Annotated in this window: 10 protein-coding genes; 5 read left to right on the top strand and 5 right to left on the bottom strand. The window is 70.0% G+C overall.

The window, feature by feature from the left end:
• Positions 1 to 69 precede the first annotated feature (69 nt).
• Positions 70 to 684 (bottom strand): VC0807 family protein, encoded by a 615-nt coding sequence (locus tag IEY82_RS16830; protein WP_225264240.1) that lies wholly within the window; start codon positions 682 to 684, stop codon positions 70 to 72.
• A 278-nt stretch (positions 685 to 962) separates the two neighbouring features.
• Positions 963 to 1,619, bottom strand: coding sequence for a leucine efflux protein LeuE (gene leuE / locus IEY82_RS16825; RefSeq protein ID WP_189125078.1), 657 nt, complete (start codon positions 1,617 to 1,619; stop codon positions 963 to 965).
• Positions 1,620 to 1,874: 255 nt separating this feature from the next.
• Here leuE and IEY82_RS16820 point away from each other — a divergent pair, with 255 nt between their 5' ends.
• On the top strand, positions 1,875 to 3,698 hold the full coding sequence (locus tag IEY82_RS16820) for a M14 family metallopeptidase (protein ID WP_189125077.1): 1,824 nt from the start codon (positions 1,875 to 1,877) through the stop codon (positions 3,696 to 3,698).
• A 282-nt stretch (positions 3,699 to 3,980) separates the two neighbouring features.
• Positions 3,981 to 5,378 carry a carbohydrate-binding protein gene (locus IEY82_RS16815; RefSeq protein WP_225264241.1) on the top strand — a complete coding sequence of 466 codons (1,398 nt, stop codon included), beginning with the start codon at positions 3,981 to 3,983 and terminating at the stop codon, positions 5,376 to 5,378.
• 20 nt (positions 5,379 to 5,398) lie between these two features.
• On the opposite strand, the gene IEY82_RS16810 is transcribed toward IEY82_RS16815, so the two are convergent.
• Entirely contained in the window at positions 5,399 to 7,003 is a 1,605-nt protein-coding gene (locus tag IEY82_RS16810; protein WP_189125075.1) for a molybdopterin-dependent oxidoreductase, read from the bottom strand.
• 227 nt (positions 7,004 to 7,230) lie between these two features.
• Between IEY82_RS16810 and IEY82_RS16805 the strand changes: the two genes are divergently transcribed.
• Positions 7,231 to 8,499: a putative hexosyltransferase gene (locus tag IEY82_RS16805; protein ID WP_225264242.1), complete on the top strand. Its 1,269-nt coding sequence runs from the start codon at positions 7,231 to 7,233 to the stop codon at positions 8,497 to 8,499.
• Here the strand turns inward: IEY82_RS16805 and erm are convergent.
• Complete coding sequence (erm, locus tag IEY82_RS16800; RefSeq protein ID WP_372459760.1) at positions 8,488 to 9,213, bottom strand: ErmE/ErmH/ErmO/ErmR family 23S rRNA (adenine(2058)-N(6))-methyltransferase; 726 nt, start codon at positions 9,211 to 9,213, stop codon at positions 8,488 to 8,490. The two genes, IEY82_RS16805 and erm, sit on opposite strands and share 12 nt — an antisense overlap.
• Before the next feature lie 436 nt (positions 9,214 to 9,649).
• Here erm and IEY82_RS16795 point away from each other — a divergent pair, with 436 nt between their 5' ends.
• Positions 9,650 to 10,504, top strand: coding sequence for a hypothetical protein (locus IEY82_RS16795; protein ID WP_189125072.1), 855 nt, complete (start codon positions 9,650 to 9,652; stop codon positions 10,502 to 10,504).
• A 46-nt stretch (positions 10,505 to 10,550) separates the two neighbouring features.
• The gene (locus IEY82_RS16790) at positions 10,551 to 11,231 is read left to right on the top strand and encodes a helix-turn-helix domain-containing protein (RefSeq protein WP_189125071.1); all 681 of its coding nucleotides are present in this window, start codon (positions 10,551 to 10,553) and stop codon (positions 11,229 to 11,231) included.
• Here IEY82_RS16790 and IEY82_RS16785 read toward each other — a convergent pair.
• A complete protein-coding gene (locus IEY82_RS16785) occupies positions 11,188 to 12,270 on the bottom strand; it encodes an AI-2E family transporter (protein ID WP_225264243.1) in 1,083 nt (360 codons plus the stop codon). The two genes, IEY82_RS16790 and IEY82_RS16785, sit on opposite strands and share 44 nt — an antisense overlap.
• Between the last annotated feature and the right edge of the window lie 312 nt (positions 12,271 to 12,582).

Raw genomic sequence — 12,582 nt, 5'->3', positions numbered from 1 at the left:
CAGAGGAGACGGCAGAGGAGACGCGCGGAGGAGACGCGTGATGGAGGAGACGCGCGGCCGGTGAAGCGCTCAGGCGTGGGCCACGTGCAGGCGGCGCAGCAGCCGCTTGAAGGCGAAGATCGAGAAGGTGATCGCCAGCCCGCTGATCACGGCCACGGCCGACGTCCGCAGCAGCATGAAGGTGCCGAGCGACTGGTGCAGAGCCAGCCAGATGCTCACCGTCGAGTTGGCCAGCAGCACGAACGCCCACAGCAGCGTGATCCTGGCGAAGAACCTGCGCACCCGCTCGTGCCGGAGCACGGCCGAGGGCAGGTGGATGTAGTCGAGCGTGAGCTTCTGCACGAGCGGCCGGTTCAGCCGCACCGAGGCCAGGAAGGCCATGCTGATGCAGATCGTGCCGAGCTCGGGCTGGATGAAGTAGACCACCCAGCTCCCGGTCCAGAACCCCACGGCCGCCCGGGCGGTGATCGCGATCGCGGCCAGGATCATCGTGGCCGGCACCCGGATTCCTCTGATCAGCCGCCACGCCACCCCCAGGTAGACCCAGGAGACGGCCGCGATCAGCGCGCCGGTGAGCCCCAGCACCGCGAGGGCCGCGTAGAAGACGGCGAGCGGCGCCACCACTCCTTCGAGCAGCCGAGGGATCGCCTGACGCGCGAGCGTGCTGAGGCGTGGCAGGGTCACCGGGGAATGGTTCAAGGCTACTCCGCAGATAGGTCGATGACCGGCGACTACCCGGGCTTCGGAGGACCAGGCTTGCCGGATGGACCGCTCGGGGTTACCTCAAGGTCACCCCGGCGCGGGTGGCGGTGCACCGCTGGCTTACCGTACCTGACGGATCGCGGGGCCACTGTCTCTTTCGGCACGCTCCAACAGAGTCGGTATACCCGGACAAATCACCACACATCCCGTACGACTTCCGCACCGGGCGATCCTTGGCCTCCGCGACCCGCGGCTCCGGCTCAGCTCAGCGACGTGGTGGCGAGCTTGGCCCCGAAGCCGAGGAACACCGCGCCCACCCCCGAGGTGAGCCCGGCGCTCAGGCGGCGGCGCGAGCGGAACTGGCGGGCCAGGAAGGTGCCGCCGAAGATCAGAGCCGTCAGGTAGAGAGCGCTGAAGATCTGGATGATCGCCCCCAGGATGAGGAACGACAGCGCCGGCGTGGCGTAGCCCGGGTCGACGAACTGGATGAAGAACGAGACGAAGAACAGGATCGCCTTCGGATTGAGCAGACTGATCGTGAGCGCCTTGCGGAACGGCCGCGGATGCCGGGAGACGACCGGCGGCCCGGAGGTCTCGCCGGCCGGCGGCTCGGCGCGCCACGCCCGCCAGGCGCCGCGGATCATCTGGAAGCCGATCCACGCCAGATACCCGGCGCCCGCGTACTTCACGATCGTGAACAGCACCGGGTTCGACCGCAGCAGCGAGGCCGCCCCCGCCGCGGCGAGCGCCATGAGCACGGTGTCACCGACGAACACGCCCGCGGCGGCCCGGTAGCCCTGGCGGACGCCCTGCTGCGCGGCGAGGCTGAGCACGTACACCGAATTCGGGCCCGGCAGCAGGATGATGAAGAACGCGCCGGCGATGTACGTCCAGACGTCGGTGATACCGAAGAACATGCTGGTAGCTCCCGGAGAAGTGATGACAAGTCACGATAGCCGGGAGCGCCTGCCCGCCGCTCTCCCGGGAGCCGATGACCGCGACCTTGGTCGTCCGGAAATCCGTGGTTCCGGCCTGGGGCTAAATCGGACGAAAGGTCCCGACCTGGACAGGAAGACCGAGGGGAGAATTGGGTCTTTCCCGGCACCAGGAAGGTCCTCACTCTCGGTTCAGGCACGTGTCAACATCTAGCCCACGTGCCTGAGGAGGACAGGGTGCGACATCGATGGGTCATCCTGCTGGCCGTCCTGGGGCTGATCAGCCTGACCGGCATCACCGGGGCGGGAGCCTCTGCCGAACCACCGCCGAACAAGTCGTATCGGGTGGAGGGGCCGGCCAACGCCCAGCAACGCAGCGCCGTGGCCGCGACGGGCGCCGCGATCGACGAGGTGGCGCAGGGCTCGGTCCTCGTCACCGCCACGGAAGCCGAGGTCTCCGCGATCAAGAAGCTCGGCTACCGGGTCTCGGAGGTGCCGCGCCCGTTACCCCCGTCCGGTGTCGGGACCTTTGACTTCCCGCCGGCGGACTCGGCCTACCACAACTACGCGGAGATGACGGCGAACATCAACGCGCTCGTCGCCGCCCGTCCCTCCATCGCGAGCAAGTTCGTGTACGGCACGTCGTACGAGGGCAGGCAGCTGATCGGCGTCAAGATCAGCGACAACGTGGGCACCGACGAGGCGGAGCCCGAGGTCCTCTTCACGGCGCACCAGCACGCCCGCGAGCACCTCACGGTCGAGATGGCGCTGTACATCATGCACCTGCTGGCCGACAACTACGGCACCGACACCCGGATCACCAACCTGGTCAACAGCCGGGAGATCTGGATCATGCCGGACCTCAACCCCGACGGCGGCGAGTACGACATCGCCACCGGCAGCTACCGCTCCTGGCGCAAGAACCGCCAGCCCAACAGCGGCTCGTCCGCGGTCGGCACCGACCTCAACCGCAACTGGGCCTACAACTGGGGCTGCTGCGGCGGCTCCTCGGGGTCGACGTCGAGCGAGACCTACCGCGGCGCGTCGGCCGAGTCGGCGCCCGAGGTCAAGGCCGTGGCCAACTGGGTGCGCGGCCGGGTGGTCGGCGGCGTCCAGCAGCTCAAGTCGCACATCGACTGGCACACCTACAGCGAGCTGATCCTGTGGCCGTACGGCTACACGTTCAACGACACCGCGCCGGGCCTGACCCAGGACGACCGGGACGCGCACGCCACCCTGGGCCAGAACATGGCGTCGACCAACAACTACACGCCCGAGCAGGCCAGCGACCTCTACATCACCGACGGCACCATCGACGACTGGCTGTGGGGCGCGTACAAGATCTTCAGCTTCACGTTCGAGATGTACCCGGTGGGCGCCAGTCCGGGCTTCTACCCGCCCGACGAGCAGATCGCCCCGCAGACCACGCGCAACAGGGAGGCCGTGCTCCGCTTCCTCGAATACTCCGACTGCGTCTACCGGATCATCGGCAAGGAGTCGCAGTACTGCGGCACCGGCACCCCGCCCGTGACCGTCTACTCCGACACCTTCGAGACCGCCACAGGCTGGACCGTCAACCCGAGCGGCACCGACACCGCGACCTCCGGGCAGTGGGAGCGCGGTGACCCCGAGGCGACCACCTCTTCCGGGGCCAAGCAGCTCGGCACCACGGTCAGCGGCAGCAACGACCTGGTGACGGGCCGCCTGGCGGGCTCCTCGGCCGGGACGTACGACATCGACGGCGGCGTCACCTCGATCCAGTCGCCGCCCATCACGCTGCCCGCCGGAGGGTCGCCGAGCCTGTCGCTGTCGTGGTATCTCGCGCACGGCTCCAACTCCTCCAGCGCCGACTACCTCAGGGTCAGGGTGGTGGGCAACACCACGACGACCGTGTTCCAGCAGGCCGGGGCGGCGTCCAACCGCAACGGCGCCTGGAGCGTGGCCACGGCGAGCCTGAGCGCCTACGCGGGTCAGACGATCCGCATCCTGATCGACGCCGCCGACGCGTCGGGCGCCTCCCTGGTGGAGGCGGGCGTCGACGACGTGCGCATCACCCAGTAGATCCCTTCCGCACGACGAAACGACGAAGGAGGCCGTCCGCCGCATCCGGCGGGCGGCCTCCTGGCGTCTGTTTGGGTCTTGTCAGGATTCGCTGTCAGGGCTACCATCGCAACAACTCTTAGGAAACTTTCCTAAAGAAAAGCCCACCGGCTGCCCTCGGACGGCCCGCTCCCCGGGAAGCGGGCCGGCACGGCCCGCGTTCTCACCCCCCGGCGCGGGCCGTGCGGCACGCCATCATCCCGGACCCCGCACCCCCCAGGGAATGCCATGAGATTTCGTCGCATGTTCCTCGCCTTGGCCGCCGCCCTGGCCATGATCGGAGCCGGACTCGTCACCGGCGCACCGGTCGCGCACAGCGCGGTGGTCTTCGCCGCGCCCCAGTGGCAGGCCTGGACCTCCTACACGGCCGGCACCCGCGTCACCTACAACGGCGTCGACTACGAGTGCGTCCAGAGCCACACCTCCCAGCCCGGCTGGGAGCCGCCCAACGTGCCCGCCCTGTGGAAGGTCGTCAGCGGCGGCCAGAACCCCGGTGTCCCCTCCACACCCGGCACTCCCACCGTGACGGGCACCACCAACAGCTCGATCTCCCTGTCGTGGGGCGGCTCGTCGGGCACCGTCACCGGCTACCGCGTCTACGAGGGCGGCACCGTGCGGGCCACCGTCACCGGCACCTCGGCGTCGATCGGCTCACTGGGCACCTGCACCACGCACACCTACACCGTCAGGGCGTACAACTCGGCGGGCGAGTCGGCGGCCAGCGGGCAGGTGACCGGCACGACCAGCGGGTGCACGGGCGGCGGAGGCGACAAGATGCCCGGCGCGCCCTACCTCTACATGGGCTGGGGCAACCCGCCCGCGCCCGCGAGCGTGATGAGCGCGACCGGCGTGAAGTCGTTCACCATGGCGTTCATCCTGTCCAGCGGCGGCTGCACCCCCGCCTGGGACGGCCAGCGACCGCTGACCGGCGGCGCCGACGCGCAGGCCATCTCCGCGATCAAGAACGCGGGCGGCAGCGTGCAGATCTCGTTCGGCGGCTGGCAGGGCAACAAGCTCGGCCCCAACTGCGCCACTCCGGCGGCCTTCGCCGGCGCCGTCCAGCAGGTCATCAACGCCGTCGGCCCCGCCGTGGTCGACTTCGACATCGAGAACACCGACGAGTTCGAGAACTACACCGTCCAGGACCGCATCCTCAACGGCCTCAAGATCGTCAAGCAGAACAACCCGAACGTGAAGGTCGTCGTCACCTTCGGCACCACCACGAGCGGCCCCAACGCGCACGGCATCCGGCTGATCAACCAGTCGAAGGCGCTCGGCGTGCCGATCGACAACTACACGATCATGCCGTTCGACTTCGGCAGCTCCAACATCTACCAGGACACCGTCAACGCCTCGGAGGGCCTGAAGAACGCCCTGAAGAACGCCTTCGGCTGGACGGACGCCCAGGCGTACGCCCGGATGGGCATCTCCGGCATGAACGGCCTGTCCGACCAGCAGGAGCTGACCACCCCGGCCACCTGGACCCAGATCAGGGACTGGGCCAAGGCCAGAGGCCTGACCAGGCTCGCCTACTGGTCCGTCAACCGCGACCGCTCCTGCCCCGGCGGGGGCGTGGTCTCCAACTGCAGCGGCATCTCCCAGGGCGAGTGGGAGTTCACCAGGATCACCGCCGGCTTCTAGCCGGACGATGACCGCGCGGACTACCTCAGCACGACCAGCTGAGTCGGTTTGACGGGGAGGCCCGGGCCCGGCGGCCGGTACGTCGGCAGGGCCTCCCCGTACTCGTGCGTCCACGCGTGATCCACCAGCAGCCGCATCCGCCTCTCGGCGGGCAGCGCCTCGGCGGACGGCCCGCCGGTCTCCGCCGGGGCGCACTCCACGTGGTCCACCGCCAGCTTGGCCACCGCGTCGGCCACCAGCCGGGCGTCCGGCGGGGCCAGATCGCACAGGTCGTCCGGGCCGATCAGCAGCTCGACCTCGGGCGGCATCGGATAGATCGGCCGGGGGATCGCCAGCACCCGCGGCGAGGGCGCCATCGGCAGCCCGTCGCGCACCGCCTCCAGCAGCACCGACCGCGGCGTGCGCCCGCTGAGCACCCCGTCGGCCAGCGGCCAGCACAGCCGGCCCACGTTCGCCTCGTCCTCGCCGCCCGCGTGCAGGCACAGGTACGGCACCAGCGGCACGCCGGTCCCGCCGCCCGGCTGCGCCCAGCCGTTCCCGCAGCCGGTCAGCACCAGCAGCGCCAGCATCGCCCGGTAGGCGGTGTCGGCGTGCGCCGTCTCCAGCCGTCCGGGCACGATCACGCATCGCCCGCCGGTCTGCTCGGCGGTGGCCCCCAGCTCCCGCGCCGCCTTGATCGTGCGCCCGGCCGGCACCCCCGTCAGCGCCTCCTGCCAGGCCGGCGTGTACGGCTCGCGCCGGTCGTCGTAGTCGCCGGGCCAGCAGCCGGGAAGCCCGTCGCGGACCACCCCGTACGCCGCGAGCAGCAGGTCGTACACCGTCGTGGCCAGGTGTTCGCCGTCGCGCACCACCGGCACGCCCCGGTTAAGCACCCCAGGGCCGTCGTCGAAGCGGGGCAGCAGCACCTCGACCGCGTCGCCGCCGTACACGCTCAGCCGCTCCGCGGGCCGCCCCACCACGCCGTCGGCCACGAAGCCGCCGCCGCGCTCGCGCAGCCGCACCAGCAACGGCAGGTCGGTGCGCCGCATCGCGTGCGAGGCGAACGCCGGCCGGTCCAGGAAGAACTCCTTGAGCAGCACGTGGCCCATGGCCATCGCCAGCGCGCCGTCCGTACCGGGCCGCACCACCAGCGTCTCGTCGGACAACCGCGTCGGATGCGGGCCGATCGCGACCACCTTCTGGCCCTTGTAGCGCCCCGCGATCACCCAGGGCGTGTCGGGCGTGCGGGAGAGCCGGTTGTTCTCGCCCCACAGCATCACGTGCGCGGCGCGCGCCCAGTCGTCGGCCTTCGGCCCGCTGAAGTCCCGCCCCAGCATCTGCAGCGGGGCGCTCGGCTGCTCGGTGAGCACCGCGCCGCCGAGGTCACCGACCAGCCCGGCCAGCGGCGACGTGGCCAGCGCCGCCACCCGGTCGGCGCCGTGCTCGGCGGCCGTGTGCACGATCGCGGCGGCGGTCAGCTCGGCCGCCGTGCCGTCGTCGAGCGGGACCCGGCGTTCCCCGCGAGCCCGCTGGTACAACTGCGAGTTTCCTGTGAGTTTCGCCCAGGCGGCGACCGGGTCGCGTAGCCCGACTTTCACCTCGAAATAGAGCCTGACCAGTGCCTGGTTGACGTGCGATCCCCCCATGGGAAAAGTTCAGCACAGAGGGTGATGGTCTATCGCGGTACGACCCGCCATGTCGGGGATAAGAATCACCAGGCGAAGTCGCAGCATCCAGAGGAGTACGGCAGGCTAGTCCCGCCATGGATTACGCAGTTCTCACGGGGATTGTCCTCGTTGCCGGAGTCGTATTCGCCCTGATTGCCCAGTGGCGCGACTGGAGACCACCTCTCCTCGTCGCCATCCTGGTGGGGGTGGCCGTACGCGTGTTGTTGCTGTTCACCGCGGCCAACGACTCCTGGCAGCCCGTCGACTTCGTCGAGAGCTTCCGGCCGGCGGGCGAGGCCGTGCTCAACGGCGAGGACCCCGTGCTGGCCAGCGAGGGCGGCTGGCACTTCCTGCCGACGATCCCCTACGTCTACGGGATCCTGCTCTGGTTCGGCATCCCCTGGGAATACGCCGGCCGGCTGGTCACCGTGGTCGCCGACATCCTGCTGATCCCGCTGGTGGCCAAACTGGCCGGCGGCCCCAAGGCGTCACTGCGCGCCCTGCAGTACGCCCTCAACCCGCTCGCCCTGCTCGTCGCCTCCATCCACGGCCAGGTCGAGCCCGTCGCGCTGGTCTTCGGCGTGGCCGCCTTCGTGGTGGCGCGCGGCCCCGGCTCACCCGACCGCGTCGGCGTCACGACCGACGTCGTCGCCAAGGTGCGGCGGGGCATGGCGGCCTACGGCTGGCGCACCGCGCTGCACCGGGTGGTCGGCCCCGGCGGCATGCTGCACCGGGCCCTGCTGCCCGGCCCCACCGACCGGGCCGACCTGAAGCGCGCCGCGCTGGCCGGTCTGCTCATGGGCCTGGCCCTGTGCGCGAAGAGCTGGCCGATCTGGCTGATCCCCGGCATGCTGCTGCTCCTGCCACACCTGCGGTCCAGGATCGTGGCGCTCTTCACCACCGGCCTGGTGCCCCTGTTCTTCCTGGCCACGCTGCCGATCTTCGCGGGCACCCGGATCGACCAGATCCCCGACGTCATCGACACCATCCGCGACATCCGGCCGATCGTCGGCGAATGGGGCTGGACTCCCCACTTCACCGGCGGCGACTGGGCCTTGCGGGCCGACCTGGCGTCGTTCGGCACCAACCTCATCTACCTCTGCGTCATAGCCGTGGTGCTGATCTGGCGGCGCGCCGACCCGATCGACATGACCACGGCCATCCTGCTGGTCTTCATGGTCGTCACCCCACGGCTCGGCGCCCAGTACCTCCTGTGGTTCATGCCGTTCCTGATCGCCCGGCCCACCAGGTTCGCCTGGCCGGCGATCATCGGCGTCTCGTTCTGGGCGGCGTACGGCTACATCTACATGACGCAGTTCGACACCGATACCTGGTGGGCGCTGCACGCCGACTGGTCCCGCGCGTCGATCGTGCTGCTGCCGTTGCTGGTGCTGGCCATGCCGTGGGGCCGCCGCGATCCGGCGGCCCCACGCCTCGCCCCGCCCGTCCAGACGCCCGAGCCGTCAGCGAAGTAGCCGGTCCGACAGGACGAGCCACTGGTCGGGATGGACGTGGCCCACCACGGCCCCGCGAGCGATGCCGGCGGCGGCCAGGGCCGCGTCCACTCCCTCGTACCTGGTCCTGAGCGAGGCGCGCAGCGACCCGCCCACCCCGCCGAACCCCAGCTCGACCAGCCGCTGGTAGTCACGGCGCGAGCCGACCAGCGGCTCCGGGCGGCGCTCGATCCGCAGGATCGCCGAGTCGACCGACGGCACCGGCCGGAAGCTCTCCCTGCCGATCCGGTCGCCCAGCCGCCAGTCGAACCACGGCCACGACTCCACCGTCACCAGGCTCCAGCGGCCGTAGTCGCCGGTGCGCTTGCGGGCGTACTCCACCTGCGTCACCAGCGTCGCCGAGGTGAGCGCCGGAGCCCGCAGACACCAGCGCACGATCTTCGACGTCGCCGAGTAGGGGATGTTGCCGACCACCGCGAACGGCTCACGCGGTGGCCGGGCGGCCGCGAAATCGCCCCTGACCACGTCGATCCGGGGATCGTCGCGGGTCTGTGAGGCGAGCCGTCCGGCCAGTCTCGGGTCGATCTCGTAGCCGACGACCCGCGCTCCGGCCTCGGCCAGCGCCCTGGTCAGCGCGCCCTCACCCGAACCTGGCTCGAGCACCAGCCCGTCCGGGGCCGCCGCCTTGACCACCAGGTCCAGGGCCCGCCCGTCGACCAGGAAGTTCTGCGACAGGACGCGCCTGGCTTGATCACGGGATGTGCGGGCGCCGCTGTTCCTGGCGGCCTTGCCCTGGGTGTGCGAATAGTTTCCGTGCGCGAAATTCTGCGCCACAGCTGCCCTTCCGGGTCCTCGAGATGAATGGAGCTCTCGAAGGGCCCTGGGCGCGCCTGCGGACGCCTTACCTCTTGAACGCGTCCGCTAGCGGGCCAGAGCCCGGCTGTGCCGCAGACGCATGAAGTAGGTCATTTGATGGTGGTACATGCCGGACAGGCTAGGCAGCGGCGAGGACACCGGGCAACGCATTAAACCGCGGCCCTCGCGACATCGCCTGGACCGGCGCCCAGCGAACGAGGCGGCGCCGAACTCTCCGGACAGACCCTCTCGACGGCGAGCCGCGTGTCCGATTCCGACAAGAGATCTCCGCCCCTCGTCGGCTACCTTCGCGGCCATGGACACACGAGACCGAGCCGAGAGATACCTGCAGGCGCACGGGCGGCTGCTCGACAGGCTCCGATTCGAGGCGCTGTTCGCCGGCGGGTCACGGGAGCGGGTGCTGGCCGCGCTGCGCTGCTACCAGAACTCCGACGGCGGGTTCGGCAACGCCCTCGAACCCGACCTGCGCGGCGTCGGCAGCCAGCCCGAGCCGGTCGAGATGGCGTTCTGGATCCTGGACGAGCTCGACGCCTTCTCCGACCCCATGGTGCCGGCGGCCTGCGACTACCTGCGGTCGGTGACCGCTGACGACGGCGGCGTGCCGTTCGTGCTGCCCAGCGTGCGCGACACCCTCCGAGCCCCCTGGTGGGAGACCGCCGACGACCCGCCGGGCAACCTGATCCCGACCGCCTCGATCGCGGGGCTGCTGCACGAGCACGGCATCGTCCACCCGTGGCTCGGCCCCGCGACCGAGTTCTGCTGGACGGCCATCGCGAACGTGCGCCAGACCAGCCCGTACGAGGCGCGGGCGATCGTCGCGTTCCTGGACCGGGTCCCGGACCGCGGCCGGGCCGAGGCGGAGTTCGGCAGGCTCCGCGACGCCATCCTGGCGACCGTGGCGTTCGACCCCGACACCCCCGGCGATGCGCACTTCCCGCTGGACTTCGCGCCGTCGCCGCTCCGGCTGCCGCTGTTCGAGGCCGAGACCCTGGACCGGCACCTGGACGCGCTCCTGGCCACCCAGTCCCCGGAGGGCGGCTGGACCGGCAACTGGCCGATGTGGACCCCGCTGGTCGAGCACGAGTGGGGCGGCCACGTGACGGTGGAGCGGCTGAAGACCTTGCGCGACTACGGCCGCCTGTCAGGCTGAGCGGGCCCGCCGCGGTTCTGTCGGTGGGCTCGCATAGCGTGGAGGCATGTACGAGGAACGGCCACCCGCGCCGTGGCTCGCCGAGCGCGTCGCCTGTGAGTGGCACCAGGTCGCCGAGACCGACATGACCCAGCTGGTGGTTCCCGACGGATGCGTCGACCTCATCTGGGGGCCTGACGGGCCCTTCGTGGCCGGCCCCGACACCGGCCCGATGCCCACCTCGATGCGCGCGGGAGACACGTTCAGCGGCATCCGCTTCAAGCCGGGCGCCGCCGGCGAGGTGTTCGGTGTGCCGGTCCACTGGCTGCGCGACCAGCGGGTCCCCCTGGCCGACCTCGACGCGTTCCCCGAGCTCGCGGCGGAGATCCCGGAGGAACGTCTGCGTGCCATGCGGGCGGCGATCACCGTCCGGCTCCGGCAGACCTCACCATCCGACCCGGCGGCTCCGGCCATCGTGGCCGCGCTGCGCTCGGGGTCGCCGGTCCACGAGGTCGCCCGGCGGCTCGGCTACAGCGAGCGGCAGCTCCATCGCCGGAGCGTGGCCGGCTTCGGCTACTCACCGAAGACGTTGCAGCGGATCGTCCGGTTCCAGCGTGCTCTGCGGCTCGCCCGATCCGGGGTCCCTCTCACCGAGGTGGCGTTGATCTCGGGTTACACCGATCAGGCGCACCTGTCTCACGAGGTCAGGAGGCTGAGTGGGGTGTCGCCGCGCCGTCTGACGGCCTAGCGTCCGCGGGCGGGCCGCCGGATATGAGAGCGGCCGCCCACTTCGCGCGGGGGTCGCTGTCGATCAGCAACGCGCGGGTGAGCAGGCTCAGCGGGATCGCCAGCAGAGCGCCGAGCGGGCCGAGGACGAACGCCCAGACGATCAGTGAGATGAACGTCATCGTGGTCGACAGCCCCACCGCGTCACCGAGGAACTTCGGCTGGATGAACGACTGGATCACGACATTGATGATGACGTACGCGGCGATCACCAGCAGCATCTGCTTGGGGCCGTGGTCGAGCAGGGCGAGCATCGCGGGCGGGATGAGTCCGAGAACGAAGCCGATGTTGGGGATGTAGTTGGTGATCAGGGCGAGGACACCCCAGAGCAGCGGCAGCGGCACGTTCAGAAACGACAGGGCCACCACGTCCAGCGCTGAGCAGATCAGACCGAAGATCGTGGAGACGATCAGATAGCGCCGCGTCTTGTGCGCGAACGTGGCGAGCGCGGTCACCAGCTGCGGCTTCCTGCCTTGGCCGGTCGACAGGATCCTGGACGTCGAGGGCGCGTCCAGGCACATCGCGAGCAGCAGCACCACGATCAGGAAGAGACTGGACACCACGCCCAGCGTGCTCGACAACAGGGTCTGCGCGATCCCCAGGATCCGGCTGGGGTCGAGCGTCTCCAGGGACTTGTTGATCTGCTCGTTGCTGATGCCATGGCTGGTGGCGAAGTCCCGGGCGTCGATCAGCAACTGCTGAAACTGATCGGTGTACGTCGGGAGCAGAGAGGCGAGTTGCACGGCCGAGATCGTCAGCACCGCGACCATGGCCAGCAGCACGAGCAACACGATCAGGAACGGCACCGCCACCTGGAGCCAGGTGGGAGCGCCAAGGCGGCCCAGCCAGTCACGCACCGGCGCGACGGCGATGACCAGCACGAGAGCCAGGATGATCGGGCCGAGAATGGACGACACCTCGCGCATCCCGAACAGGACGATCACCGCGGCGGCGATCCCCAGCAGGACGATGACCGCTCTGGGCACGGGTTGATCGAGCACGGCCTCTACCTACCCTGGCCGGGTCGAGAACACCTGTCTGGAACGGGCAATCCATTGATTTGACGGTTCCCGAGGCTCTGCATAGAGTTCACCAAGCCCGCGAGGACGACGTGATCGTCGGTCCTGCCGAGGGCCACCTTCCTAGCCTGACCAGTGAGCGGATCATCATGTCCGCGACCAGCCCGGTTGACACGGGGCGAGTGCTGGAGTAAGTTAGAGGGGTTGCCCTGGGAACGGGGTGGTGTTCGATTTCTGCTGGTCAGACTGGTTCGGGTCAATTTGACACGGGTCTGGGGGGCTGGGAGGATTTGA

Origin of the sequence: Nonomuraea cavernae, from assembly GCF_014646355.1 — a bacterium.
Lineage (GTDB): Bacteria > Actinomycetota > Actinomycetes > Streptosporangiales > Streptosporangiaceae > Nonomuraea > Nonomuraea cavernae.
This window is presented reverse-complemented; position numbering and strand designations above follow the sequence as displayed.

What these genes read in the sequence shown, in the direction of transcription:
- IEY82_RS16790 (WP_189125071.1), top strand. Translation starts at nt 10,551, where the DNA reads ATGTACGAGGAACGGCCACCCGCGCCGTGGCTCGCCGAGCGCGTCGCC.
- IEY82_RS16810 (WP_189125075.1), bottom strand. Translation starts at nt 7,003, where the DNA reads ATGGGGGGATCGCACGTCAACCAGGCACTGGTCAGGCTCTATTTCGAG.
- IEY82_RS16815 (WP_225264241.1), top strand. Translation starts at nt 3,981, where the DNA reads ATGTTCCTCGCCTTGGCCGCCGCCCTGGCCATGATCGGAGCCGGACTC.
- IEY82_RS16795 (WP_189125072.1), top strand. Translation starts at nt 9,650, where the DNA reads ATGGACACACGAGACCGAGCCGAGAGATACCTGCAGGCGCACGGGCGG.
- leuE (WP_189125078.1), bottom strand. Translation starts at nt 1,619, where the DNA reads ATGTTCTTCGGTATCACCGACGTCTGGACGTACATCGCCGGCGCGTTC.